Source organism: Arthrobacter sp. YN (assembly GCF_002224285.1).
Taxonomy (GTDB): Bacteria; Actinomycetota; Actinomycetes; order Actinomycetales; family Micrococcaceae; genus Arthrobacter.
Map to the genome: position 1 here is coordinate 4944332 of NZ_CP022436.1, position 25256 is coordinate 4969587.

The 25256-nt window shown below is 62.5% G+C and carries 24 protein-coding genes; 11 read left to right on the forward strand and 13 right to left on the reverse strand.

Features of this window, described 5'->3' with window-relative positions:
* Positions 1-49: 49 nt before the first annotated feature.
* The 3 genes from CGK93_RS22775 to CGK93_RS22785 all read right to left on the reverse strand — a co-directional run bounded on the left by CGK93_RS22775 (position 50) and on the right by CGK93_RS22785 (position 3232).
* Positions 50-1354 carry an LssY C-terminal domain-containing protein gene (locus CGK93_RS22775; protein WP_089596948.1) on the reverse strand — a complete coding sequence of 435 codons (1305 nt, stop codon included), beginning with the start codon at positions 1352-1354 and terminating at the stop codon, positions 50-52.
* Between the two features lie 55 nt (positions 1355-1409).
* The gene (locus tag CGK93_RS22780) at positions 1410-2384 is read right to left on the reverse strand and encodes an NAD-dependent epimerase/dehydratase family protein (protein WP_089597728.1); all 975 of its coding nucleotides are present in this window, start codon (positions 2382-2384) and stop codon (positions 1410-1412) included.
* A 107-nt stretch (positions 2385-2491) separates the two neighbouring features.
* Positions 2492-3232 carry a GAF and ANTAR domain-containing protein gene (locus tag CGK93_RS22785; protein WP_232481472.1) on the reverse strand — a complete coding sequence of 247 codons (741 nt, stop codon included), beginning with the start codon at positions 3230-3232 and terminating at the stop codon, positions 2492-2494.
* Between the two features lie 582 nt (positions 3233-3814).
* Between CGK93_RS22785 and CGK93_RS22790 the strand changes: the two genes are divergently transcribed.
* A complete protein-coding gene (locus tag CGK93_RS22790) occupies positions 3815-4528 on the forward strand; it encodes a TetR/AcrR family transcriptional regulator C-terminal domain-containing protein (RefSeq protein WP_089596952.1) in 714 nt (237 codons plus the stop codon).
* Between the two features lie 211 nt (positions 4529-4739).
* Positions 4740-7031, forward strand: a complete 2292-nt coding sequence (treS, locus tag CGK93_RS22795; protein ID WP_089596953.1) for a maltose alpha-D-glucosyltransferase — start codon at positions 4740-4742, stop codon at positions 7029-7031.
* Between the two features lie 59 nt (positions 7032-7090).
* Here the strand turns inward: treS and CGK93_RS22800 are convergent, their stop codons facing one another.
* The 7 genes from CGK93_RS22800 to CGK93_RS22830 form a co-directional block, all read right to left on the reverse strand.
* Complete coding sequence (locus tag CGK93_RS22800) at positions 7091-7819, reverse strand: hypothetical protein (protein ID WP_089596955.1); 729 nt, start codon at positions 7817-7819, stop codon at positions 7091-7093.
* A complete protein-coding gene (locus CGK93_RS22805) occupies positions 7812-8342 on the reverse strand; it encodes an RNA polymerase sigma factor (protein ID WP_089596957.1) in 531 nt (176 codons plus the stop codon). The genes CGK93_RS22800 and CGK93_RS22805 overlap by 8 nt, the downstream gene beginning before the upstream one ends.
* Before the next feature lie 121 nt (positions 8343-8463).
* Positions 8464-9399, reverse strand: a complete 936-nt coding sequence (ppk2, locus tag CGK93_RS22810; protein WP_089596959.1) for a polyphosphate kinase 2 — start codon at positions 9397-9399, stop codon at positions 8464-8466.
* An 80-nt stretch (positions 9400-9479) separates the two neighbouring features.
* Complete coding sequence (locus CGK93_RS22815; protein WP_157731955.1) at positions 9480-10157, reverse strand: hypothetical protein; 678 nt, start codon at positions 10155-10157, stop codon at positions 9480-9482.
* Positions 10154-10609 carry a hypothetical protein gene (locus CGK93_RS22820; RefSeq protein WP_089596963.1) on the reverse strand — a complete coding sequence of 152 codons (456 nt, stop codon included), beginning with the start codon at positions 10607-10609 and terminating at the stop codon, positions 10154-10156. The genes CGK93_RS22815 and CGK93_RS22820 overlap by 4 nt, the downstream gene beginning before the upstream one ends.
* 51 nt (positions 10610-10660) lie before the next feature.
* Entirely contained in the window at positions 10661-11200 is a 540-nt protein-coding gene (locus CGK93_RS22825) for a GNAT family N-acetyltransferase (RefSeq protein ID WP_089596965.1), read from the reverse strand.
* A gap of 37 nt (positions 11201-11237) precedes the next feature.
* A complete protein-coding gene (locus CGK93_RS22830; RefSeq protein WP_089597729.1) occupies positions 11238-12128 on the reverse strand; it encodes a MurR/RpiR family transcriptional regulator in 891 nt (296 codons plus the stop codon).
* A 174-nt stretch (positions 12129-12302) separates the two neighbouring features.
* Here CGK93_RS22830 and CGK93_RS22835 point away from each other — a divergent pair, with 174 nt between their 5' ends.
* Positions 12303-13598 carry an exo-beta-N-acetylmuramidase NamZ family protein gene (locus tag CGK93_RS22835; protein WP_089596967.1) on the forward strand — a complete coding sequence of 432 codons (1296 nt, stop codon included), beginning with the start codon at positions 12303-12305 and terminating at the stop codon, positions 13596-13598.
* A 64-nt stretch (positions 13599-13662) separates the two neighbouring features.
* Complete coding sequence (locus tag CGK93_RS22840; RefSeq protein ID WP_232481473.1) at positions 13663-15678, forward strand: glycoside hydrolase family 3 protein; 2016 nt, start codon at positions 13663-13665, stop codon at positions 15676-15678.
* Positions 15679-15703: 25 nt separating this feature from the next.
* Here the strand turns inward: CGK93_RS22840 and CGK93_RS22845 are convergent, their stop codons facing one another.
* A complete protein-coding gene (locus CGK93_RS22845) occupies positions 15704-16714 on the reverse strand; it encodes a YdcF family protein (protein WP_089596971.1) in 1011 nt (336 codons plus the stop codon).
* Positions 16715-17131: 417 nt separating this feature from the next.
* Between CGK93_RS22845 and CGK93_RS22850 the strand changes: the two genes are divergently transcribed.
* From CGK93_RS22850 to CGK93_RS22860, 3 genes are all read left to right on the forward strand, one after another.
* Positions 17132-17830, forward strand: a complete 699-nt coding sequence (locus tag CGK93_RS22850) for a hypothetical protein (protein ID WP_157731957.1) — start codon at positions 17132-17134, stop codon at positions 17828-17830.
* 69 nt (positions 17831-17899) lie between these two features.
* The gene (locus tag CGK93_RS22855; RefSeq protein ID WP_089596974.1) at positions 17900-18100 is read left to right on the forward strand and encodes a hypothetical protein; all 201 of its coding nucleotides are present in this window, start codon (positions 17900-17902) and stop codon (positions 18098-18100) included.
* Between the two features lie 8 nt (positions 18101-18108).
* Entirely contained in the window at positions 18109-18366 is a 258-nt protein-coding gene (locus CGK93_RS22860; protein WP_089596976.1) for a hypothetical protein, read from the forward strand.
* A gap of 292 nt (positions 18367-18658) precedes the next feature.
* Here CGK93_RS22860 and CGK93_RS22865 read toward each other — a convergent pair whose 3' ends face one another.
* Together CGK93_RS22865 and CGK93_RS22870 are read right to left on the reverse strand one after the other, a co-directional pair.
* Positions 18659-19306: a hypothetical protein gene (locus tag CGK93_RS22865; protein ID WP_089596979.1), complete on the reverse strand. Its 648-nt coding sequence runs from the start codon at positions 19304-19306 to the stop codon at positions 18659-18661.
* A gap of 84 nt (positions 19307-19390) precedes the next feature.
* Positions 19391-20038, reverse strand: a complete 648-nt coding sequence (locus CGK93_RS22870) for an alpha/beta fold hydrolase (RefSeq protein WP_089596981.1) — start codon at positions 20036-20038, stop codon at positions 19391-19393.
* Between the two features lie 277 nt (positions 20039-20315).
* Here CGK93_RS22870 and CGK93_RS22875 point away from each other — a divergent pair, with 277 nt between their 5' ends.
* The 4 genes from CGK93_RS22875 (at position 20316) to CGK93_RS22890 (ending at position 25249) form a co-directional block, all read left to right on the forward strand.
* On the forward strand, positions 20316-22202 hold the full coding sequence (locus CGK93_RS22875; protein ID WP_232481474.1) for an FG-GAP-like repeat-containing protein: 1887 nt from the start codon (positions 20316-20318) through the stop codon (positions 22200-22202).
* Between the two features lie 65 nt (positions 22203-22267).
* A complete protein-coding gene (locus CGK93_RS22880) occupies positions 22268-22633 on the forward strand; it encodes a metal-sensitive transcriptional regulator (RefSeq protein WP_089596985.1) in 366 nt (121 codons plus the stop codon).
* A 49-nt stretch (positions 22634-22682) separates the two neighbouring features.
* The gene (locus CGK93_RS22885; protein WP_232481475.1) at positions 22683-22916 is read left to right on the forward strand and encodes a heavy-metal-associated domain-containing protein; all 234 of its coding nucleotides are present in this window, start codon (positions 22683-22685) and stop codon (positions 22914-22916) included.
* Between the two features lie 8 nt (positions 22917-22924).
* The gene (locus CGK93_RS22890; RefSeq protein ID WP_089596990.1) at positions 22925-25249 is read left to right on the forward strand and encodes a heavy metal translocating P-type ATPase; all 2325 of its coding nucleotides are present in this window, start codon (positions 22925-22927) and stop codon (positions 25247-25249) included.
* Positions 25250-25256: the final 7 nt, after the last annotated feature.

Genomic DNA, 25256 nt, shown 5'->3' on the forward strand with positions numbered 1-25256 from the left:
ACACGCCGCAAAGGAAGGCGTGTCAGATGGAACCCACACTCAAAGAAGGTCAGGAAGGCACGCGCCGCCCCACCACGGAGGCCGGAACGGCCGGGATGCGCTGCCGTTTGGCGTAGACTCTGGCCCGCTGGCTGGACAACGCCAGCAGGACCAGGATGTCCGAGGCAAGGCCGGAGAGACCCGCTTCGAGCGTGAGATTCGCCGTCCCGGTGGAATAGTCGACGGCCTGCACCAGGATCGAGATGGAGCTCAGGGCCATTGCGATCACCCGGGCGCCGTTGCTGCCAAGGAAAATCCGCCATGCCAGGAAAACCTCACCGAGCCCGAAGAGCAGGACGATGATCGCCATGGTGACGATCGCCGTCGTCGTGGTTTCCGGGTCCAGGGGGACGTCTTCGAGCCCGAAGTCGCCACCGGAGGTGAGCAGTGTCATTGCCAAGGTAAAAGCGGCAATCGCCCGGATGGCAACCAGGACAGCGCCGGTCACGATAGGTGCCGGGCGCCGGTCACGGCTGTCGGTCCGGCTGGGCGGCTGGTTGGCGGGAACCTGGACGCGGCTGGCGTCGATGATGGGCAGGTCGCCGTCGGTGGAGATGGAATCACCGCCGCCGTTGCGCGTGTGATATCCGGTGGAGAAGTCCTCGATCACCTGCACCGTGACGGCAGGCTCGGCAGTCGAAACGGTGGAAACGATGTGGTCCCGCTCGACGTCCGTGTTCTGCTCGATCTTGTGCGTGATCTGCAAGGTGAAGAGCGAGAAGCCGACGCTGCGGTCGTACGTTCCTGCCGCGAGCCAGTCCACTTTGTGCCCACCGGGGAGGAGCCACCCCTCCGGGCAACGCCAGAAACGGACGTGGTGGCGTTTGCCGGGGGTGTTGTTGACCTCTTGTTGGTACGCGAAGTCCTGTTGCCGGTCGAAGAGATACAGAGGGCTGACCGGCGCTTCGGTGTAGCTCTGCCGGAAAATGGTGGAGCTGATGATACGGCGGCTGCTGGCGAAAGTGACGTCGTCGGCCATGGTCCACCCTGCGGACCTCATGATCGCGTGGATCTGGGGTTCGGTTCCCAGCAACGCCGCGTTAACGGGATCGCCCAGCAGCCCGTCGCTGGTGCGAGCCCGGCCGATGAAATAGCCGGGAACGTAGATGGTGGTCAGGATCCGGTGCAGCCGCGGCAAAAGCAGGTAGGCAAGGAACGCCCAGAACACGAAGGAAAACCACAGCTGGCCCCACCCCAAGTGGAAGCTCTCCCCCACCAGCAGGAAGGCCAGCCACACCGCGGCAGCTCCACCCAGGACGAAGAACCCGTGATCGAGCCGGCTGTCCGTGACGCCGTTGTTCGGCACTTTATCCATGAAACTCCCCCTGTGGCCCCTTAAGCTTCGGGCCTCGGGTGGAAGTTGTACAGGCTTAAGTCAGCAGTTTCGGCACGTCGAGTTGCCTGTTGCTGATGAGCCACTGCACGGATTCCAGTACTGCCTGCTCGGGTTCGTAGCGCGGCGCGTACCCGATCAGCGACGTCGCCTTGTGGATACTCACACAGTGATTGCGGGAGAGGTGCGCCCAACTGATATCGGCAGATTCCCCGGTAGTGGTCCGGCGGAACTCCTCCCAGCTCACGGGTTCCATACGCGGCTCCTGCCCAAACCAGGAAGCAGCGACGCTCACGTAACCCCGCACCGTCAGGGCGCTCGGAGCAACAATATTGAAGTCCTCCCCGGCCGCAGCCTCCCGGTTCAGGATGGCTTTCTCGAAGGCTTGCGCGACGTCGTCAGCATGCACATGGTGCATCAGCTCAGTACCGTTCCCGGGAATCTGGAGTGGCTGCCCCGACGCAATCGTCTGCCACACTCCAGGATCCAGGTTGCCCAAGGGACCGATCGGCTGCCATCCAGGACCCACGATGTGCCCAGGATGAATGGATGTTGTGGCCAACCCTCCGGAAGCAGTCTCTTCCTCGAGCATGCGGGCGATGTCACGCTTATGGATCCCGTACTCATCCACTGGCTCTTCGGCAAAATCCCGGCCTTCGGCAAGGGGCAACTTCAGACTGACGCCGTACCGCCAGATGGAGCCGCAGTGCAGCAGATGACCTGTTTCACCGCGCAAGCGATCCACCAACGCAGTGGCTGATTCGAGCGTGAAGCACATGAGGTCAACCACGACGTCGGCGCCCAGCCCCGCTACCCGGTCACCAAAGATGCCCTCGCGTTCCTCGTGCTCGCGGTCCGCGGTGACCTGGCGGACCTGCTGCCACTCGGGGACGTCGACGTAGGGCAGGCGGCTTCCGCGGCTGATGTTCACGACCTCGTGTCCGGCACGCACAAGCCTGGGGACCAGGAACGACCCGATGTGGCCGCTGCCGCCGATCACTACGATTTTCATGGGTTCTCCGACCTCCACGAGTCACGGTACTGGCTCATGGGAGTGATCGGTAGGTCCGCAAGAGTTCCGGGGACCTTAGGCCGGCCTCCACGTCTCCGGTCAACCCCCTAAGCGTCGAAGTGGGTCCGGACCCTCGGGTCCTTGGTCAGGGAGGAGACGACCGACGAGGCAAGGTCCCGGAGCTTGACGTTGCGTGTGCTGGAAGCGACCTGCAGGATCTTCATTGCCGCCTCCTGGCTGCAGCGGTTTTGGGCCATGATTGCACCCGTTGCCAGGTCAATGGTGGTCCGGGATTCCAGGGTGGCGAGGAGATGCTTCTTCGTTTCGGCCAACTGGCTGAGACGAACGGCCACGCGAAGTGCCTTGGACGCGTGATACGCGTACGCCTGGACCGAATCCATGTCCACCTCGGTGAACCCGCGAGCCTTGGTGGAGTACAGGTTCAGGCCGGCTTCGGCCTCCCCCTCAAGGGCCAGAGGAACGGACAGGCTGGATCCCACCCCCACCTGGACCGCGGCCGATGTGAAGGAGGGCCAGCGGTCATCGTTCGCCAAGTCAGGCACATGCACGATGACCTGTTCCCTGATCGCCGAAAGACAAGGCCCAGCACCTATCGTGTATTGCGTTTGGTCAAGGCGCATAGCCCGTTCTTCGCTGCTTGCTACCGTCACGGGCTTCTTCCGCCGCATGAGCGTGATACTGCAAAAGGCGAGCGCAGGGTCGGTCAAGGTGACCGCTGAGAAGTCGGCGAGTTCATCCAGCATCTCCTTCACATCCTGGGTCTTCAGGACAAGATCTTGCATGCGGTCAACGACGTAACTCGCGGGCAGAAGGGTTTGTTGCGCCACGATTGGCCTCATTCCTGGATGGTGGGGCGGTGTAAGAGTTTTGGTTAAGGAGTCCACAGGTCGGGCCGCGACCCGGGCAGCAGTCACTGCTGCGGACTCTCTCTGGTGCGGTAAGGGCAGGTGCAGGGAGCACCGGCTGATGTCCAGGCCGTGAAAGAAAACGGCTCTGGCCTAAGACGACTACTCGCCCGGAGTCAGAGGCGGGGATTCGTCGTGGAACTGGTGTTGCCGGGGATGTGCCATGCGCGGCTCTTTCCGCTCAGGTGACCTGGGTTCCGCCGTGGGGCAACGGCAGCTAAGCCTCCAGACTTTGCACAGGGGATCTGGAGGGGCCGGAAGGGTGCTCTCGCGAATCCGGAAGGAAGCATTATGGCCAGCTACCGCGGACGGTTCCCTGAGGCTCTCTGGCCTCATCTGGAATCGTCAGCAAAAGCTGACTACACTGTAGACAATACACGTAGACTACTGAATAGACAACGCATATTCACTACAATGTAGACTGTTCTTGGAGTGGCTGATAGCCACTACTTCCCTCCCTCAAGGAGGCCCTAGTCTCAAGGCGAACAACCAGGAGGAAAAACCATGGCTCCGGCAACGAAACCCCTGGCCGAAGCGGCACCGGGCAGGAAGCAGGCCCTCAGCCGGGAATTGGTTTTATCCGCCGCACTAGCCTTGGTGGATGCTGAAGGACTCGACGCTCTCACCATGCGACGCCTCGGGCAGGAACTCGGCCGGGACCCCATGGGCCTGTACCGCTACGCCAAGAGCCGGACAGAGCTACTGGACGGAGTCACCGAACTGGTCTTGAACGAACGGACCATCTTTCCAGACGACCCGGACTGGCAGGGCCAACTGCGCCGGATCGCCCACGACCTGCGCCTGATAGCACTCCGACACCCCAACGTCGTCCCCCTCCTGGTCACGCGCCCCCTATCCACCCCCATGGGACTTCGCCCTGTCGGCACCCTGCGCCCCCTCGAGCAGATCCTGGACTTGCTCATTGAGGCCGGATTCGCCCCATCGGACGCACTGCACGTCTATCGCGCCTACTACGGTTTTCTCTACGGCCACATCCTGAACGAACTGCAGGAATTCATCGTCGACCCTGACGAGGACGAAGCTCTCCTGCGCCTCGGCCTTCACCGCCTTCCCGCCAAAGAATTCCCCCGCCTCCGCGCGATCGCCCCGCTCCTGGCCGACTATGACGGCGAAGACGAGCTCGATGAAGGCATCACCATCCTCCTTGCCGGCCTCGCCGCACGCCTGACGGAACCCAAACACCAAACCCGGACGTGAGCGGTGTCCGGGAACCGAAGCTTCCTACGTCCGCGCCACGGCGGCGCGTCAACCCGGCACCTCATCACGAGACTTACTTGTTCCCGGGTTAGACAAACGGCAGGCTCCCCCGACTAGCATGAATAGTCCGGGCAAGCCCGGGTACGTGACCTCTTGAACGACCCCCCTCGGACGGTCGGCGTTGACGCGGCGACCACGTAAGGAGACAACTGTGCGGGAGCCTGCAATCAACACGAGCGTGTCAGAAATCAGCGGAACTCCAGAAGAAAATCCGGAGGAGACGCCACAGGAAACGCCCGATGAAATCGCAAGCGAACCGGCGGAAATCACCTTTGACGAGCAGTTCTACCCGGCCCGGCCCAAGGCGCTCAGGCCGATCGCCCGGAGGCGGCAGTTCTTTGCCGCCCGGCCCTCCTTGGAATTCGATGGCCTGAACTCCACCTATGTGGACTGGCTCCGGAACCAGTCCATGCTGGGTGACGCCAACACCATGGCCCGGCAACTGTCCGGGCAGGCCAGCATGTGGCAGAACTCGTACGCCCGGCCCAACCCGCGCGCCGCCGTTGAGCGTTCACCTGTCTGGTTCACCGCCTACCCGTTGTCCTTCATCACCAAGGACGGCCAGTCCTTCCTTTCGGCACTGGGGGATCCCGAGCTCTGGGATGCGTTCAGCAAGATTGGCATCCGGGGGTTGCACACGGGCCCGGTGAAGCTTGCCGGCGGCATCCGCGGCTGGTCGCAGACGCCCAGCGTGGACGGCCATTTCGACCGTATCTCCATGGCGATCGATCCCGCGTTCGGGACAGAAGAAGAGTTCCGTCAGATGTGCGAGGTTGCCAACGAGCACGGCGGCACCATCATTGACGACATCGTCCCCGGGCACACCGGCAAGGGCGCGGACTTCCGGCTGGCTGAGATGAACTTCCGGGACTACCCCGGCATCTATCACATGGTGGACATCCCCGAGGAGGATTGGCACCTGCTGCCGGACGTCCCCGACGGCGAAGACTCGGTGAACATCAGCCCGGCCGCTGAGGAAGCCCTGCAAAAGGCGGGCTACATCATTGGGCGGCTGCAGCGGGTCATTTTCTACGAACCCGGTGTCAAGGAAACCAACTGGAGCGCCACCAAGCCCATTATCGACACCACCGGCAAGACCCGCCGCTGGGTGTACCTCCACTATTTCAAGTCCGGCCAACCGTCCATCAACTGGCTGGACCCGACGTTCGCCGGCATGCGCCTGGTGGTTGGCGACGCCCTGCATTCGCTGCTGGACCTCGGCACCGGTGCGTTGCGGCTTGATGCCAACGGCTTCCTGGGCGTCGAGAAGAGCGCGGAAGAGGAGCCGGGATGGTCCGAGGGCCACCCGTTGTCCGAGGCGGCGAACCAGCTGATCGGCTCCATGATCCGCAAGGTGGGCGGGTTCTCCTTCCAGGAACTCAACCTCACCATCGACGACATCAAGGCCCAGTCAGAATCGGGTCCCGACCTCTCATACGACTTCATTACCCGGCCCGCATACCACTACGCATTCGTCACCGGCGATACCGAATTCCTGCGCCTGACCCTGCGCCTCTCCATGGAGATCGGGGTGGACCAGGCCTCCTTGGTCCACGCCCTCCAGAACCACGACGAACTGACCTATGAGTTGCTGCACTTCGCCGCCGGACACAGGGACGATGTTTTCGAGCTTGGCGGTGAAGAACTGACCGGAGCCGAAGTTGCGGAGAAGGTGCAGGAGACCCTGCGGGAACGCCTCACGGGCGAAAACGGGCCCTACAACGCACTGTTCACCACCAACGGCATCGCCTGCACCACGGTCAGCTTCATCATGGCCGCGCTGGGTATCAAGGACCAGGACGCCATCACCCCTGAGCAGGAAGCCCAGGTCCTGGATGCCCACGTGCTGTTGTCCATGTACAACGCACTGCAGCCGGGCGTCTTCGCGCTCTCGGGCTGGGACCTCACCGGCATCACGGCCCTGGACCGCGAAACCGTCAAGGAACTCACGTCGCAGGGCGATACCCGCTGGATCAACCGCGGAGCCCACGACCTCATGGGCACCAGCCCGGACGCGAAGACCTCGCTGGCCGGCATGGCCCGCGCCCGCAGTCTTTACGGTTCACTGCCCGAGCAGCTCAAGGATTCACGGTCCTACGCGCGGCGGCTCCAGCAGATCCTCACAGTGCGGGAGGAGTCCGGCATCGCCACCAGCACTCTGCTGGATGTGCCTGACGTTTCCAACCGGGGGCTGCTGGTTTTGGTCAACCAGCTCGCCGACGGAGCACTGCAGGTCACGGTCCTGAACTTCTCGGACCAAGACATTGCAGGCAGCATCCAGTCCGGTCACCTTGTCCCCGGCGCCAGCGTGCACGACCTCTTCAGCGGCGACAACGTAGGCCAGGTGGACGACCTCCACAGCTTCTACCTCGAGCTGCCCGCGTTCCAGGGCACGGCGTTGCTGTTGAAGGACCCGGTTGTAGAGGAAGAGTCCGCCGAATAGGAAAGCACGACGTCGGCACTCACGGTGAGTGCCGACGTCGGGTTATGGCGGGTCAGGAGTCAGGGCTGGAAGCCCCAGCTTTGAACCAGGAAAGCCTCGCCAGGGCGGCCGCACTCCCCGAGGTCCGCTTGGCCTGGTGTGAGTCCGCCGCCGAACGCAAGGTCGTCGCCGATATTGACGGGCGTTCCATCGGGGAGAAGCACCCCCGATTCAGTAAGGGTCGTTCCAAAGGGGAACACCAATCCAGCGGCGATGCCGTCCGCTCCGATGCGGGCAATGCACCCGCCGCTGTTCAGACCCAGGGTTCCCGTGGCGAGCGCTTCCATGAAGACGTCCACGTCTTCATCCGTGGAAACAGCCGCCTTATTGCCGTTGCCATCCGTAATGATCCTGGCGTTCCCCGTTGCATCCTTGAGCCCGGTAATCTCCGGCAGAGGCGAAGGGTCTGGCGGGTTCAACGCGTCATTTTGCGGTGCAGTACCAAGCTGCGTGGCCGCCGGAGCCCCCTGCAGAACCACCTCGGTCGGCGCAGAGGACGTCAGGACGACACCCGCAACAACTGCAGCCGCCGCCGCCAACAACCCGACTCCGGCCATCACCCGCCGCCGGCTCCCGGTGGGCCGTTGATGGGAATCTCCGATGGACCCACCCACGGCAAGCTGCTCGGCGTCGGTAGCCATCACCGCCAAACTCATCTCCCGGCTGCGGGCCAGTTCATCTTCCGTCACCGCAAGGGCGGGATCGGCTGAGGTCAGGCGATCCAGGGTGGACATCTCGTTGTTACGCATTGCTGGGATCCTCCGTGATGTGGTCTGTCCGAAGCAGGGTGCTGAGTTCCTTCCGCGCCCGGTGCAGGCGCATCCTGACGGCAGTGGCGGTGACATGGAGCAGCTCCGAAACCTCGGCGGAACTGAATCCGTCCCAATACGTCAAGAGAAGGACCTCGCGCTCCTCGGGCTTGAGCCGGTCCAGCGCTTCCCTCACCACGCCGTCGTCGGATCCCAACTCAGCCGTCCGCTGCCGCTCCAACTGCTGCGTGAGGTTCTGCGAGCGGACGGTCGAACGGTAATGATTCCGGAGGACGTTGCGGGCGACGCCAAACACCACCATCACCGAGAGTTCCTGGTCCTGTCGGGACTTTTCCCACGCAATCCGGAACACGTCTGCGGTGAGGTCCTCGGCCGTGGACGCACCCTCCGTTCGGCGCCGGAAATAGCGGTATACCTTGTCATGGCACGCGGCGTGGGCCGCCAGAAAATGCTTCTGCCTGGCCAACTCCACGCGATCCCCCTGCTCCGTTTGCAAGCTCATACCCCGTTAATGTCCGGCAATCGGAAAAGTGTAACGAGCCCTGGGAAAAGACACGGAAAGCACGACGTCGGCACTCACGGTGAGTGCCGACGTCGCGGTTTGGCGTTGATCGCCCGCAGCGTTAGTCGCCTACGGCGTCGCGGCCACGGCGGAGGATCAGAGGATCGGCGTCGTAAACCACCGAGGTGTCCTTGTCCTCGTAGTCGAATTGGTTCAGGAAGTAGCGCATGGCGTTGATGCGGGCGCGCTTCTTGTCGTTGGACTTGATGGTGATCCACGGCGCGTGGTCGGAGTCCGTGTGCAGGAACGTTTGTTCCTTGGCGTCGGTGTACTCCTCCCAGCGGTCCAGTGATGCAAGGTCCATGGGCGAGAGCTTCCAGCGGCGGACGGGGTCGATCTGGCGGATGGCGAAGCGGGTCCGTTGCTCCTGCCGGGTGACGGAGAACCAGAACTTGGTCACGTGGATCCCGGCGTCCACCAGCATCTTTTCGAAGACCGGCGCCTGCCCCATGAAGGTGTCGTATTCGTCGTCTGTGCAGAAGCCCATGACTTTCTCCACGTTGGCCCGGTTGTACCAGGAGCGGTCGAACATGACGATCTCGCCGGCTGTGGGAAGGTGCTGGATGTAGCGCTGGAAATACCACTGGCCCTGCTCGCGGTCCGAGGGCTTGGCCAGCGCAACTGTCCTGGCGGATCGGGGATCCAAGTGCTCGGTGAAGCGCTTGATGGTGCCGCCCTTGCCTGCGGCGTCCCTGCCCTCGAAGACAATCACGTGCTTGAGTCCGCGGTCCTGGCCCCAGTACTGGAACTTCAGCAACTCAATCTGGAGTCGGTACTTCTCGATCTCGTACTCATCGCGGGTCATCCGCTCCTGGTACGGATAGTCCTCGTTCCATGTTTCAACGGCGGATCCACCGGGATCGATCAGGTCCGGGTCCTCCCCTTGCCCGCCGCTGATGGTGTAGCCCAACTCCACCAGGTGGTCGATGGTCTCCCGAAGGTTGTCCCTGACCCACCAATCGTCCAATGATGTGGATAGTGAGTTTGCCTCCGTCATGCGGTCCTCCTGGTCAGCCGTGTAGTGCCCGGCAGCCTAGCAACGGATGGTGACGGGAATATGAACAGGCCATTCAGTGTCTAGCCGTGGTCGCGGCGGGCCTCTATCTGTGTGAAGAGCAGCCAGGCCAACCAGACACCCGCAAGGATTGCGGCGCCGGGCAGCAGGTCCAGCGGTGCGATGTCCCGCCCTTCAGGGAGGAGGCCGAAGCCGATCCACACAGCGGCAACCACCACGGTCAAGCTGATGACGTCGGACACCAGTTCCAGGGACCTGCGGCGAACCAGCTTGATCACCAGCTCTCCTGCCATGATCAGCGCGATGGCAGAGCCCATTCCCAGCGGATAAGCGCTGAAACCAGGAACCAAATCCTGCGATGCAGTCCACGCCATGAAGATCAGCAGACCCGCAAAGAGTGCTAGCGAGGTGATGAGGGACGCCGCGATGGTCATCCCCGTCATGCGCCGGTCCTTGTCATGGCGCTTCCCGGGAATGTAGTCCCACGCGCCGCCCGTGAGCTTCACACTGATCCAGCCCGCAAACACCACCAGGACGAGTGGGACCAGTACGGGCGTGACGTAGTTGTTGCTGACGGCCCACAAAACGGCCAGAAGCGCTGTATAGACCTGGGGCGTTGCGAAGACTCCCAACCACCAGCCCAGCAGGAATTCCTTTCGGGCTCCGGGCAGGTCAAGAGGATGGACAAGAAAGTGGGTTTTCGGGTCCGGTAGCTGGACCTTCTCTTCGATGGGATTCACGATGTCCTCCAAGGGACCTGCTCAATGTAGGGCGGACGAAGACCTGCCCGTGCAATTTCGTAGACCTTCTGGCGCGCCACCCCGAGCTCTGCGGCCACCGTCACGGCGCTGTACTCGTCCAGGAGTTCGGCGACAGCCGCCGACCTGACTCCGGACGCCCTGGAATTTAGGTGCGCGGCAAAGGCACTGACCTCCGCGGACAGCAGGGCCACGGCCAAGGGTCCGCCGAACGGTTCTGCCCAGCCGGGATCGCCCGCTGCGGCTGCCGCGTACAGGGCATCCCCGCCATCGGTCAGGATGGCGCGGAGCTGCTCCGGGGTGATCCCGCGTTCCGCAAACCTCTTGGCTGCGGCGTCGCGGGAACCGTCGTCGGCCGGACGATGGGTGAGCACGTGCTGCCACTGCGGGTCAGTGGTTTGGGAAGCATTGTCACCCCCGGGTTGACTAGTCATGTGTCCATAGTCCCCGCACGACACCGAGGCGTCAACCCCCGGGTGACAAACTTAATGGCCTGCGGAGTCGGCAAGCTCAATCCAGTAGCGGCGGAAGGCCTTGCCCTCGCCGTCCAGGCGCACATCTTCCAGCACGCCACCGCTTCGCTCAATGGTCCTCGCAGATGCCGCATTGTTGTCATCGCAGGTCAGGAGCACCCGGTCAGGCCCTCCCCCTGCAGCCAGGCTGGAGCACATTTCCCGCAGGGCCCAGGTTGCCGCACCACGGCCGCGATCCGAAGGCCGGACGCCGTACCCAAGGTGTCCACCCGAGTTGAGAAGTGCCGGAGTCAGGTAGTGCCGGAAGGCGATGGCCCCCACATATCGGGATCCTTCTGTCATCCAGCGATAGGTACAGGGGACAATACCGTTCACTTCTTCGGCGTGTTCAGCAGCGAGCAACTTATTCACCCACGCGGCGAAACCTTCGGCTGTGCTGACGTCATCGCCGGCAAACAGCCCGGCGCCATCCTGATGGGCGCCATCCCATTCGCGGTGCGACTCAATAAATGACTCGTAGAAGGACACGTCAGGAGCGGTAAGAGTAAACATGGTGACGACTCTAGGCCCCGCTGATCCGAACTTCTTGTCAAGCCAATTTACGGCCTTGGACCGCTGCGTGCGTTTTCTTCAGCGCAGAGACGGACGCATCGTAGGAACGTTGGGCGACTCCAACGAAGAGACAGTCAACCACCATCATCTGTGCGATGCGGCTACCCATGGCCCCGGACCTGAAGGGCGTCTCACGCGCGGCGGTATTCAGCACAATGTCGGCGGTCCGCCCCAGTGCAGAATCGGCATGGTTGGTGACCGCGATGGTGGTTGCTCCTGCCGCCTTCGCCGCCAACAGGAAGTCGACCGTATCCACGGTGGTGCCCGAGTGGGAGACGGCGACAGCAACGCCGTCGCCCTCCAGGAGCGCCGCAGATGCCAGCGCTGCATGCGGGTCCGACCAACTGAAGGACGTCAGGCCAATCCTGTGCAGCTTCTGCTGCAGGTCCTCGCCCACCAGGCCGCCCGCCCCAACGCCGAAGATGTCGGTCTTCCGCGAGGTGGAGATGGCCTCCACCGCCTGGGCGAGCTTGTCGACGTCGAGCACTTGGGCCGTGTCGGCTATGGACATGGTCTCGTTGAAGGCAATTTTGGAAACGATGTCACGCAGCGAATCGGACGTGTTGATGTCCTCATAGACCCCCGCCGGCACGTTGTTGACGAGGCTCTCGCGTGCGGTCTCCCGGGCGAGGTCCAGACGCAGATCCGAGTACCCGCTGTAGCCCACCTTCTTGTAGAAACGGACTACCGACGTGGTGGACGTTCCGCCCTGCTCGGCGAGATCCCCGATGGACATCATGGCCGCGCGGGAAGGATCCGCCAGGACAAGCTCGGCAATGGCGCGCTCGGAGGGGCGCAGCGACGGCAGCGCGGAACGGATCCGCACCAAAACGGTCCGTGACAACTGCCCGTTCAGTGCCTCTTCCATGGTGATTCCTTCCAGCCGATCCAGCCAATCCACAGTAGCGGCCGGCTCATGTAAATAATTTACCTAACCGTGGTGCCAGTGGTAAATGATTGACGCAGATCCTCCCAGCGAATACGGTCGATGTAAGCGACATCACACAAGTTGTCATGCCCTGCTCATCCGGAAAGGCTCCCCATGACACTCAACCGCCGAAAACTCATCCACGCGTCGGGACTGGCCGCAGCGGCCGTCGTCGTCGCGCCCTTTGCCCCGAGTGCCAGTGCCGCCACCGGTCTGGCCACCCGCCCCGGAAAGCCGGGAACCGTAGTCACCGGCGCCGACGTTGCCGCCGCCGACAACTGGAGCATTTTCGCCGGCCGCCGGGTGGGAGTCATCACCAACCCCACCGGGGTCCTGGCGAACTTCCACTCGATCGTTGACGACATGGCGGAAAAAGGCGTCGACGTGAGGGCAGTCTTCGGTCCCGAGCACGGTTTCCGGGGCACTGCCCAGGACGGCGCCAGTGAAGGGACCTCCGTGGATCCCCGCACGGGCATCACGGTCTACGACTCCTACGGCGCCGACGTGGACCACTACGTGGGCTTCTACGAAAAGTCCGGCGTGGACACCATCTGCTTCGACATCCAGGACGTGGGAGCGCGGTTCTACACCTACATCTGGACCATGTGGGGTGCCATGCAGGCCGCCTCCCGGACGGGTGCCAGGTTTGTCGTCCTGGACCGTCCCAACCCGATCGGCGGACAGGCAAGGGGGCCGGTCCTGCAGCGCGGATTCGAGTCCGGAGTAGGAAAACTGGGCATCGCACTCCAGCACGGCATGACAGTGGGTGAGCTCGCCAAGTACTTCAACGCGGTGCATTTGCCGGCCGCGGGCCTCACTCCCCTTGAAAACCTCCAAGTGGTGGAAGTGCAGGGGTGGCGCCGCGAGATGACCGGCCCGGACAACCGGGCGTCCTGGATCCTGCCGAGTCCCAACATGCCCACCCCGGAGACGGCCCTCTTATACCCGGGCACCGCCCTTTTCGAGGCCACCAATATGTCCGAAGGCCGCGGAACCACCCGGCCCTTCGAACTGATCGGCGCTCCCTACGTGGACTACCGCTGGGCCGAGGCGCTCAACAGCAAGGGCCTCGCCGGTGTCACCTTCCGCGAGGCCTACTTCCAGCCCACCCTCTCCAAGAACCAGGGCGTCATCTGCGGAGGAGTCCAGGTGCACATCACCGATCCGGCCCGCGTTGAGGCCCTGGAAATCGGCACCCACATGCTGGTGGAAGCCAAACGGTTGTACCCGGGCTTCGCGTGGCGCGGCGACGCCGGACGCTGGATGGGGTTGTTGAGTGGGTCCGCCCGCTTTGCCGAACAGCTCGACGCCGGTGCTGACGCCCGCACCATCACGGACAGCTGGCAGGCGGAATTGGGCCAGTTCGTCCGCGATACCCGCCAATACCTCCTCTACAACGGACCGCGCTAGGCCAGCCGGAAATACTGTGACGATTGGGATGGGAATTCACATGCTCAGAAAAGGAAGTACTTTGATGACGGCCGCCGCTACGGCGCTGCTCATGACGGGCGCGGGGGTGGTGGCGGCCGGGGTCGCTGCAGCCGCCCCGCCCACCACGGCACGCACGACGACGGTCACCGCCTCACCGGACATCGAGGCAATGATCTCCGGCATGTCGCTGGACGAAAAGATCGGCCAGATGACCTGGACCCACGTCTACGGATCCTCGGCCGATGACACGTCCATGGCGGCAAGCAACCAAGCACGTTACGGGGTCAATACTCCGGCGGAAGTCGTGGCCAAGTACAACCTTGGCGGCGTCCTCTACTTCGCGTGGTCCGGGAACACCAACAACCCCCGGCAGGTTGCCGGACTGTCCAACGGCCTGCAGCAAGCTGCCGTGGGCCAGGACGGTACCGGCATTCCGCTGGCGGTCACCATCGACCAGGAAGGCGGCCTGGTTGCCCGCATCGGACCGCCGGCCACCGTCCTCCCGGGCAATATGGCGTTGGGAGCCACGGCAGACGCGGAACTTGCGAGGGCACAGGGCGAAATCCTGGGCTCTGAGATGCGCGCCATGGGCATCAACGTGGACTTCGCACCCGTGCTGGACCTCAACTCCAACCCGGACAACCCCGTGATCGGCATCCGCTCCATGGGCGAAGATCCCGCATTGGTCAGCGCGCTCGGTGTGGCGCAAATCGACGGCATCCAGGAACACAACGTCGGCGCGGCAGCCAAACACTTCCCCGGCCACGGCGATACCTCGGTGGATTCCCACTACGGACTACCCACCGTCACCTACGACCGCGAGACCCTGAACCAGCACCTGAAACCCTTCAAAGCCGCCATTGACGGTGGCGTGGACATGGTCATGACAGCGCACATCATTGTGGAGGCCATTGACGCGGAGATGCCCGGCACCCTGTCCCACAAGGTCCTCACAGGATTGCTTCGCGATGAGCTGGGCTTCAAGGGCCTGGTCACCACCGATGCCTTGGATATGGCCGCGATGGCCGCCGAATGGCCCCAGGAAGAGATAGCGGTCAAGGCCATCCAGGCCGGCTCTGACATCCTGCTCAACTCCCCCGATGTGGACGCCTCGTTCGCAGGGGTCCGTGCCGCCGTCGAGTCCGGTGAGCTCACCGAGAGCCGCCTTGATGAGTCTGTCCGGCGGATCCTCGAGTGGAAGGTCAAGCGGGGTGTCTTCGAGCAACCGATGGCAGACCCCAGCGCCGTGGACACCCTTGTTGGAAGCGCAGAGAACCTGGCCACGGCCAAGCTGATCTCGGACCGGGCAGTGACCCTGCTCCGCAATGAGGACAAGGTCCTGCCCCTCGCATCCGGCAGCTCGGTACTCATGGTGGGGGCCGGTTCAGCCTGGCCGGAGCTCGCGGGACCGATGCTCAAGGAGCAGGGATTTACGGTCACTGAAGACTACGAGGATGGGGCATCCCCCTCCGCGGCGTATCGCGCGCGTGCGGTAGCCGCAGCCAGCACCGTGGATGCCGTGGTCTTCGCTTCGTACAACGCAACCGGCAACGCTGCGCAGCAGCAGATGGTTGCGGAACTGGCAGCCACTGGTACGCCCGTCATCGTTGTGGCCACACGCAATCCTTACGACATCAGCGTCTTGCCCGGCGCCGACGCCGTACTCAACAGTTACGGGGTCAAGGACGTCAATTTCCACGGCGCCGTCCGTGCCATTTCAGGGGCGGTGAACCCCGGCGGCAAGCTTCCGGTCAACATACCGGAAGCAGACGGCGACGGCGTCCTGTTGCCTTTGGGCTTCGGCCTCCACTACGACACCGCGACGCCGGCAGCGGTCACCTTCACGGACAAGCCGGGCCGCGGGCAGGACTCGTACACGGTTCCGGCAGTGGACGGCGTGGTCTACCTGGTTGACGGCAAGGAAATCGCGGCCGGGACGTACAAGAAGCCTGAGGGCACTGTGACGGTCACTGCAGTCCGCGGCAAGGGGTACGTCTTTACCGACGGTGCCATTACTGAATGGAGCCACACGTTCACCACGGGGCTGCCCAAGTCTTAAGGCCCAGGTTGAATGCCTAAAAGGCTCAGACCACGGACGAGTTCATCAGTGCCACCGTGATGAGCAGGGCAACCCCGAACATCGGCAGGCAAAGGACCATGTTGGTCAGGCGGTTGTCCCTCATCACGGCCACGAACTCGCGAAGGAAGGCGCTGGGCACGAAGTACCTCGCGGTCGGAGCACCCACTACCTCCGCGTTGATCTTCTGGCGTCGGGACAGGAGGGCAGCGCGGAGTACATGGTAGTTGTTGGTGCACACCAGCAAGGGCCCTTGGATTCCCTTTTCAGCAAGCAAGGCCACGGAATAGGCCAGGTTCTCGCGGGTGGTGGTGGCCTGGTTTTCTTCCAGCACGTCGCCGGAAGCAGCGCCCTTTGCCACCAGATACTCCTTCATTGCCGTGGACTCGGGCCGGGGTTCATCCGGGCCTTGACCCCCGGAAGGCACCAGGACCGGCCTGACCGGTGCGCCGCCGTCGTAAATTTCCAAAGCTTTGTTCAGGCGCGCGGCGAGCAACGGCGGGACTTTGCCGTCGATCAAACCGGAACCCAGGACAATGACGGCCGCCGGATTCGCGCTGAAGCGCATCCTTGAATACACCAGGGCATACCCGAGGAACACCACAAAGGCGCAGCCCAGGTAAGCGCAGAGGAAGAAGGCCAACGCGGCGAGGCCTGCCAGGACGGGCTGCCCGCTCAGGACGAAGAGGAACGCGACCACCGGAGCGAGGAACACCGCCAGCCCCACCGCAATGGGGAGAAAGCTGCTGATGCCGGGGCCTTCCCTGCGGACCATCGTGATCCCGTTGGCGATCAGGAAGCCCGCGAACACAAAAATGCTCACCACCGGAACCACCACTACCACCAGGTTCAGCCATTCGAACCACGGGTTCAGGTCGATCAGGAAGTCCAGGATGGCCTGCAACAGGAGCCATACCGCCACCAGGAGCAGCACCCCGTTGCGGAGCCTGCGCCGATCGGACTGGTAGGAGGCAAGGAAGAGCCCCGCGAAGAGAAGTCCAAGGACCAGGTTCAGCATGGTCCAAGCCTATGCGTTGGGGGCTGGTGCCTCGCGGTGCCCGGCTCAGGCCGATTCGCGGATGACCAGCTTTGTGGGGGACGAGATCATCATCGAAACGTCCGGATGCGGGCCCCGCGATGTGGCGAAAAAAGTGTTGGAGCATTTTTCGTAGTGGAGATGCTCCGATCCCGCTGCCGTCCCACATCCTTAGGAATGGAACACCACGCCAGCTCGTGCGGCGGCGTCCGCTGTTACTGTCGCATCCCGTAGAGCTGGAAGGGGCGTGCTGCTTCTAGAACCGGGAGACCCAAAGTGGATACTGCAAGCCATCCCATTTCAAAAGACGCCACCACTGACTACAGAAGTCGTCTGCACTGCGATTGCGTACCGTAAGCGGACCATCAATCGCTCATATGCGCTTGACTTTACAACTGCGTGAAAAACGTCAAGGGTGTGAGTTCCGGCAGCGCGGGAATCAACCCGCCCCGGCACATGGGGGAAAGTTTTTTGAAAAAATCGATGTTGAGCTTTGCACGCCCGGCCGGCGTTGCTATCGCAATTTCTCTGATCCTCAGCGCGGGTAGCCTACCAGCGCAGGCGTCCCCTGAGGAAGCAAACCAAGCGACTAACGACTCGGCTGTTTCGATCGTGAATGAAGCGTTAAAGGCCGATGACGGCCTGGTTCCAAAGGACTCCATTACCGGAAGCGCTCCGGCGATCGCAGGAGCACTACCGGCCCCGGAAGGAACAGGTGCCACAGGCAAACAGGTTGATGTGGCAATCAAGGCGCAGGATGAAGATGATTCCGTGTCGAAAATCGGTGATGATTCATCAAGCCTGATGACCGTTCTACGGCACGGTGATAAGGCCTTCTTCGACTTGGAAATCCCGGATGGCTACACGCCGCCCCTGCAGACCGACGGCTCAGTACTCCTCAAAGACAGCGAGTCAAGCCTTCTGTACCCGTTCATCAAATCCCCCTGGGCTTTGGACGCGAACGGTCAGAAACTAGCTACTAACTACGAAATCGTTGGCAGGACACTAATCCAGCACGTAGACACCGAAGGGGCTCAGTACCCGATCGTTGCCGATCCGAGTATCCAGTGGATTCCATACCCCATCATCGCTATGTGAGGGTATGAAGCCCACGCCATCGGTGCGAGCATTGGCACGATCCTGGCTGCAGGCGCCGGCGGCGGCTGCATGCTTTCGCTGGTTGGCGGAATCCCTGGACGTATCTTCGCCATGGTCTGCGGAATTGTTGGATTCTCCGGAGCGAAAGACGTCATGAGGCACATCTCCTCAATGTGGGCCTCCAACGGACTGAACGCCACCACCTGCTATGGATTCCCCGTTACCGGCCGAGGCGGCCAAACGGTCCAGCCCGCACGCGACTGCCAATAGGAGCCACCATGAAAGAGAACATCAAGAACTTCAGGGTCCCATACCTGCTGTTACTCATCCTCGGATTGGTAATAATGCTGACCACCGGTGACTTGACGCCCGAATGGAAGATAGGCTTCATCGTATGGGGTTCCCTCCCGTTCTTCATCAATGAAGTGCGGCTATGGCGCCAGCGACGCTTGACCGCGGAACTCTACCGATCCCAGGAGAATAGTTCCAAGAGCGCCGCTGATATACGTCATGCCTACCGGGACCCCACTCACTGACACTGACCAACATGCGATCGCGCTCGAAACTCATAACGGCACCAGCCCCGGACGAGAGCTCATAATTCAACCCCTGATGCCGATATGCACACCCGCATATCGCGTATTCGGTTAGGACTCTGCGTTTTCTTCTCAGAGAAATTCGCCAGGGAACTCTTTTCCACGATGAAAACCAGATCCGCCTAAGCAGAAGGAGGAGGCCTCCGAGACCTCCTCCTTCTGCTTGTCTTCTTCCTCCTGGCGCAGACGGATCACCTGTTCCCACCAAAGAGACAGACGATATCCCATTTCCTTAGAACCGGGACACTGTCGGTGGGACACCACTGGCTGGTGCGGTTTGTACTGCACGCAATGGAGAGGGCAAACCCCGTGTGTCGAGAACTTCCTGAATCTCATCCGAAGTAGTCACATCAATGCCTAACACTGTCGTTGCCTGAAGGGTTCGCTCGTCTTGGCGGCCGGTGGGCGGTACATCCCTGTCCTCGTTGCTGGCGCGGGCTTCGGCCAGGGTGGAGGTTTTGGTGTCGGGGTGGTGGTGCCGGAAGTCCAGAAGTATGCCAGGCCCGTTGGGGACGTAAAAGTCTTCGCTGAAGGGATCAAGGCCCAAGTGGCGACAATACGTAACGAGCATGTCGTGGGTGAACCGGTCAGTGGTCTTGAACGATTTATAAGCGGCGGTGTCCTCAAAATCAGCGAACGCCATACCGTCCCTGTCGAACACCCACTTGTCATCGTTGACCAAGCTGACATACGAACCGTATTCTTCAGAGCCCATCACCATGATCTTGCGGACACCATACCTTCCCCGATGCTCCGGATAGCTCTTCTTGTCGAAAGAATGCGGTACCTCATGGACGGTCACGAAGTGAATGCCACGCTTCTTCGAGTACTCGAAGTAGAGCTGGTTGGTGAGATCAGCACCGGATGCGGAATCGGTCACAACTGCAGTCCACGCCGGGTTCGAAGTCTCCAGGAACAGACGCTTGCTCCCGCCACCGAGTGGTAACAATCTCGCGAACTGTGCCTAAGGATGCGCGATCTGCTGGGCGAACTGGTTCAACGCCGCCGCCACAGCGCCCGGGTGGCTCAGTGTGGCGTAATGGCCGCCCGGGATTTCCACCGGTTCGATTCCCAACCGATCCTGTACTTGGCGCCGCATGAACGGCGCTGGAAAGAACAGGTCGTCACGGCACAGAATGGCCAGTGTGGGCACGTCCGGATGCCGGCCAGGCCAAGGTCCTGACATCCAGGCCCCCTGCTGATCGCGCTCCTTGTCCCGGGCTTGCTGTGCAAGATCATCCGGGACGAGGTTGAAGAACGCCTCTTCGGGGATGGTCTCGCGGTCATGCCCGGTATTGGTCCACCAGTCACCGAAGGTCTCGCCCGGCAGGGGAATCATTGCCGAGAGGTACACCAGGCCGTCGGACGTGAGTTCATTGCTGACCAAGGGTGCCGTAAAGCCGCCCAGCGAGTGGCCCACAACTATGGTGTGCCGCGCGCCGTCGGCCGCCCCGGTTGCCGCGCGGGTGTAGTCCTCAAGCATCGCGCCGTCGTCTTCGATGGGGAGGTCGACCGCGATGACCCCATGGCCCGCCGATTCGAGCAAGGGCCTGACCAAGTGCCAGTCCCACGCCGTGGAACCGCCGCCATGAATCAGTATGAAAACCGCCATTTTCCCTCCCCGTCCCAGTTCACGGTGTGTGCCGTCACCAACGGGTCCGCAAAGCCACGTGTGGCCGGTGGGTTGGTCAGAAATTCATCGTAGTCCCGGCCCTCCGGCAAAGGCCAGAACACCTGGGTGCTGCCTGAGGCGCGTCTGGTGCGTCCCGCCGTCGAGGGCTATTCCGCGGCCCAAGTGCGGGGTAGACTCCGGCCCAGGCGCGGGGGAAGCGTCTTGGCACTTTGGGGGGATTGCAGTGGGAACTGTTGTCAGTGTTTCAGGAACGCCTGTGCGCCGCTTTTCTGACCGGGGGCGGTCCCGCTGGGGCACTTTGGTTGCGGCAGCCGGAGTGGCGTCGCTATTAATTTCCGGACTCCCAACTTCTCCTGCTGCGGCAGACATCGTCGCGGACATCATCGACGTGGGGCCCGAAGCCAGCGACGTAGCGGTCAACCCCGTCACCAATACTGTGTATGTCACTACCCGCGATGGGCTGACCGTCATTAATGGAAAAACACAGGCCACAGTCAAAATAACGACGGGGAGCACCCCGGTGGCTGTCGCGGTTAACACTGCGACCAACAAGATCTACCTCAGCCTCAAAAGTGACCCATCCGCGCCGGGATCCGTGGCCATTGTCAACGGTGCCACTCATGCCGTCGCCAGAGTTACGGTGGGCGCCGCTCCCGGAGAGCTGGTCATCGACCAGAAGACCAACAAGATCTACGCGGGCACCCTTGACGGCGTTTCCGTCATTAACGGAAGCACCAACGCCAGCACCATCATCAACTCCGGATCGGTCAGTACGCTGGTCATCAATCAGGTGACCCATCGGCTGTATACCCTGGGTGGAGGTGGCCTCAATGTCATCGACACTGCAACCAACGCCGTAACTCGCATTGACCTGGGCACCAATGCAATGCCGAGCTACTTGGCCGTCAATCAGGTGACCAACAAGGTCTACGTCGCCGTACGGGCGCGGCAGTATGCAGCGCTGGAAGTTGTTGATGGAGCCACAAACCAAGCAGGCGGGATGTTCTCCGATCTCAACGCCAGCCCCACGTCCCTCTCCGTGGACGAAAAGAACAATCGGGTCTACTTCGGCCGGACTTCACTGGGCGATGGCACCATTTCATCGCGGACCGGGCTGCTGGCGATATTCGACGACGGCGGACCGGGGCGGGTCGATATCAGAACCGGCGCGGCGCCAGGAGCGATTGCCGTCAACGGAACCACCAACAAGGTGTATTTTGAGGCCGGCTACAGGGGCACCACGGTGGTCGATGGTAAGAGCTTTGCTCTCTCCACACTGTCACACCCCTTTACGGGCACCCTGGCCGTCAATGAGGCCACCAACAAAATCTACGCAAGCAATTGGCAAGGGTCCGTAACGATCATTGACGGGAACAGCCCCACACCCCTGAAAAACGACTTCAGCGGTGATCGAAAGACGGACCTGTTGGCCCGCGACGCTTCGGGTGTCTTGTGGCTCTACCCGGGAAACGGGGCCGCCGGATGGCTCCCCCGCACCCAAGTGGGTTCGGCGTGGAACTCCATGACCGCCGTCGTCAGTCCCGGCGACTTTAACGGCGACAAGAAACCGGACGTTCTTGCTCGCGATGGTGCCGGCCACCTGTGGATGTACCCGGGAAACGGGGCGGGTGGTTGGCTGGCGCGGGTTCACGTCGGGTCGGGCTGGAATGCCATCACGGCCATCGTTACGCCAGGGGACTTCAATGGGGACGGCACCGCCGACATCCTCGCCCGCGATACTTCCGGGACCCTCTGGCTGTACCCCGGCGACGGTCGGGGAGATTGGTTGCCCAGGACCAATCTAGGGACCGGCTGGAACGCGCTGACGGCAATTGTTGGCTCGGGTGACTTCAACAGCGATGGCACCCCCGATGTCCTTGCCCGTGACGGATCCGGTGTCCTCTGGCTCTACAACGGGAACGGCACCGGAGGCTGGGCATGGGACCGCCAGAAGGTCGGTGAGGGTTGGAACAGCATGACGGCCATCGTCGCCCCAGGAGATTTCAACGGTGACGGGCGGCCGGACATTGTGGCCCGCGATGGCAGCGGCTCACTCTTCTTGTACCCGAGCGCCAGCGATGGAGCGTGGCTGCCTACCGTCCGGATCGGACAGGGCTGGAATGGCATGACCGCCCTGCTCTAGAAGCCGTCAATTTATACCCCTAGGGGGTACTTGCTTTATACCCCCATGGGGTATAAGTTGGTGTCATGAGCACGCCAGATCTGAGCATGGGCCAACCAGACGCACCCCCCACCGAGGTGGATCCGGAGCACGCCGCACCCCACGGGTACACCAGCAACAAGGATGCCTACCTCAAACGATTGAAACGGATCGAGGGGCAAGTCCGCGGAATAGCGCGGATGGTGGAGGACGACAAATACTGCATCGACATCCTCACCCAAGTAGCCGCCGCCACCAAGGCCCTCCATGCCGTCAGCCTTGGACTCGTAGAAGAACACATCGGCCACTGTGTGGTCGGCGCTGCCTCCGAGCCCAACCCCGAAGCCCGCGCCGAACAGATCGACGCCAAAGTGAAGGAGGCCACCGATGCCATCGGGCGCCTGCTGCGGTAATTCCGCCAACAACCACCACACCATTCAACTCACCACCAAGGAGAGCTCCATGAGCCAGACCATCCAGACCAACGTCAACGTTTCCGGCATGACCTGCGGCCACTGCGTCTCCAGCGTGAGCGAAGAACTTGAGTCACTCACCGGCGTCGAGAACGTGGCTGTGGACCTCAACCCCGGTGGACTGTCCACCGTAACCATCACCTCAACCAAAGAGCTCTCGCCATCTGAAATTGGCGAAGCCGTGGCAGAAGCCGGCTACCTGGTGGTAGCCAACGAAGCTTAGGAGTCCTCTTGAGTACCCAGGAGACTTTCAACCAACCTGCACACAGGGTCATTGAACTGGACATCGAGGGCATGACCTGCGCCTCGTGCGTCAATCGAGTGGAACGAAAACTGGGCAAACTTGAAGGCGTCGAGGCAAGCGTCAACCTGCCCCTCGAATCAGCCCACGTCACCGTCCCGGCAACCGTGACGGACCAGCAGATCGTCGACACGGTCAACGCGACGGGCTACAAAGCCACCGTCCGCCAAGCCCCACCCCAAAACACCCGCGAACCCCGCCCCCACGAGCACCACCACGGCAACGAGGCTCCGGAAGCAGAGCATGATGCCGGGCACGAAAATCACATGGAGCACGGCCCCTCCGCATCGACACTCCGGCCCCGCCTGATCGTCGCCGCCCTCCTGACCGTTCCCGTCTTCGCCATCTCGATGATCCCAGCCCTCCAGTTCGCCAACTGGGGTTGGATTGTCGGGGCGTTGGCCCTGCCGGTGGTGAGCTGGGCGGCCTGGCCTTTCCACAGGGCTGCTGCCATCAACGCCCGCCACTTCGCCTCTACGATGGACACGCTCGTGTCCATCGGTGTGATCGCCGCGTACCTCTACTCTGCGTGGCAGTTGTTCGCGGACCCCCGGATGACTGAACACCCCGGCATGGAGAGCATGTCCGGCGGCGGGCTGTACTTCGAGGTCGCCGCCGTGGTCACCACGTTCCTGCTGCTGGGGCGCTACCTTGAAGCGAACGCGAAGGCCAAGGCCGGTAATGCCCTCAAGGCCCTGCTGAATCTGGGCGCAAAGGATGCCACGATCCTGGTGGACGGCGTGGAGCAGAAGATTCCTGCCGATCAGCTGCTGGTGGACGACGTCATTGTGGTCCGCCCAGGCGAGAAGATCGCCACCGACGGCGTGGTCACTGATGGCGCTTCCGCCGTCGACGCTTCACTGGTCACGGGCGAATCGGTGCCGGTCGAAGTCGGCCCTGGCAGCGCGGTGACGGGCGCTACCATCAACACGTCCGGCCGCCTGCTGGTCCGTGCAACCCGTGTTGGTTCGGACACGACGCTCGCCCAAATGGGTCGTCTGGTCAGCCAGGCACAGACCGGAAAAGCGCCCATTGCCCGGCTCGCGGACAGGATCAGTTCTGTCTTTGTGCCGATCGTGCTGGTGATTGCCCTGGTCACGTTCCTGTTGTGGCTGTTCTTCTCGGGCGACCTCAACGCAGCTTTCACGGCCGCGGTCGCTGTCCTCGTTATTGCTTGCCCCTGCGCCTTGGGTCTGGCCACTCCCGTCGGCCTGCTGACGGGGACGGGCCGCGGTGCTCAGCTCGGCATTCTGATCAAGGGCCCACAGGTCCTTGAGGACACCCGGCACGTGGACACTATCCTGCTGGACAAGACGGGCACCGTGACCAGCGGCAAGCTCGCCGTGGACCACACTGTTGCACTGAACGGCCATTCAGCGGCCACCGTCCTGACATTGGCAGGGGCCGTTGAAGCCGCTTCCGAGCACCCGATCGCCCACGCGATCGCCGCCTCGGCGCAAGAAGCACTGCACGACGCCGGCAGCCTGCCTCGCGTAGAGGGCTTCAGTTCCGCTCCAGGCGGCGGCGTCCGGGGAACCGTTGCGCTGGACGGCGTGACCAGGACTGTTGTCGTCGGACGCTCCGGCTGGCTCGAGGAGAACAGCGTCACGCTCGATTCAGGTCACCGTGAAGCACTTACCGCGCAGGAAAACGGTGGTGCCACAGCAATCTGGGTTGCCATCGACGGCCAGCCTGCCGGCATTGTCAGCCTGAGCGACACCATCAAGCCCGGCTCTGCAGCAGCAATCCAGAAGTTGAAGGAACTGGGCATCCGCCCCATCCTGTTGACCGGGGACAACGCCGCCGTAGCCACCCAGGTGGCTGTCGCCGTCGGGATTTCGCCTGAGGACGTATTCGCCGGTGTTCTGCCGGAGGGCAAGGTCGAGGCTGTCAGGAAGCTGCAGGCTTCCGGCGCTACGGTGGCCATGGCCGGTGACGGCGTCAACGACGCTGCAGCCTTGGCGCAGTCGGACCTTGGCATCGCCATGGGCTCGGGCACGGATGTAGCCATCGAAGCATCCGATCTGACGGTGATGGGGAGCGATCTTGGTCAGCTGGTGCAGGCGATTGAGCTGTCCCGCAAGACCCTGTCCACCATCAAGACCAACCTGTTCTGGGCGTTCTTCTACAACGCGATCGGCATCCCGGTGGCAGCCCTCGGGTTCCTGAACCCGATGATCGCCGGCGCAGCAATGGCAGCGAGCTCGGTGCTGGTGATAGCGAACTCGCTGAGACTGCGGTCTTTCGGGAAGTAGACCCGGA

What these genes read in the sequence shown, in the direction of transcription:
- CGK93_RS22775 (WP_089596948.1), bottom strand. Translation starts at nt 1,354, where the DNA reads ATGGATAAAGTGCCGAACAACGGCGTCACGGACAGCCGGCTCGATCAC.
- CGK93_RS22780 (WP_089597728.1), bottom strand. Translation starts at nt 2,384, where the DNA reads ATGAAAATCGTAGTGATCGGCGGCAGCGGCCACATCGGGTCGTTCCTG.
- CGK93_RS22790 (WP_089596952.1), top strand. Translation starts at nt 3,815, where the DNA reads ATGGCTCCGGCAACGAAACCCCTGGCCGAAGCGGCACCGGGCAGGAAG.
- CGK93_RS22800 (WP_089596955.1), bottom strand. Translation starts at nt 7,819, where the DNA reads ATGCGTAACAACGAGATGTCCACCCTGGATCGCCTGACCTCAGCCGAT.
- CGK93_RS22805 (WP_089596957.1), bottom strand. Translation starts at nt 8,342, where the DNA reads ATGAGCTTGCAAACGGAGCAGGGGGATCGCGTGGAGTTGGCCAGGCAG.
- ppk2 (WP_089596959.1), bottom strand. Translation starts at nt 9,399, where the DNA reads ATGACGGAGGCAAACTCACTATCCACATCATTGGACGATTGGTGGGTC.
- CGK93_RS22820 (WP_089596963.1), bottom strand. Translation starts at nt 10,609, where the DNA reads ATGACTAGTCAACCCGGGGGTGACAATGCTTCCCAAACCACTGACCCG.
- CGK93_RS22825 (WP_089596965.1), bottom strand. Translation starts at nt 11,200, where the DNA reads ATGTTTACTCTTACCGCTCCTGACGTGTCCTTCTACGAGTCATTTATT.
- CGK93_RS22830 (WP_089597729.1), bottom strand. Translation starts at nt 12,128, where the DNA reads ATGGAAGAGGCACTGAACGGGCAGTTGTCACGGACCGTTTTGGTGCGG.
- CGK93_RS22835 (WP_089596967.1), top strand. Translation starts at nt 12,303, where the DNA reads ATGACACTCAACCGCCGAAAACTCATCCACGCGTCGGGACTGGCCGCA.
- CGK93_RS22840 (WP_232481473.1), top strand. Translation starts at nt 13,663, where the DNA reads ATGACGGCCGCCGCTACGGCGCTGCTCATGACGGGCGCGGGGGTGGTG.
- CGK93_RS22845 (WP_089596971.1), bottom strand. Translation starts at nt 16,714, where the DNA reads ATGCTGAACCTGGTCCTTGGACTTCTCTTCGCGGGGCTCTTCCTTGCC.
- CGK93_RS22855 (WP_089596974.1), top strand. Translation starts at nt 17,900, where the DNA reads ATGCTTTCGCTGGTTGGCGGAATCCCTGGACGTATCTTCGCCATGGTC.
- CGK93_RS22860 (WP_089596976.1), top strand. Translation starts at nt 18,109, where the DNA reads ATGAAAGAGAACATCAAGAACTTCAGGGTCCCATACCTGCTGTTACTC.
- CGK93_RS22870 (WP_089596981.1), bottom strand. Translation starts at nt 20,038, where the DNA reads ATGGCGGTTTTCATACTGATTCATGGCGGCGGTTCCACGGCGTGGGAC.
- CGK93_RS22880 (WP_089596985.1), top strand. Translation starts at nt 22,268, where the DNA reads ATGAGCACGCCAGATCTGAGCATGGGCCAACCAGACGCACCCCCCACC.
- CGK93_RS22885 (WP_232481475.1), top strand. Translation starts at nt 22,683, where the DNA reads ATGAGCCAGACCATCCAGACCAACGTCAACGTTTCCGGCATGACCTGC.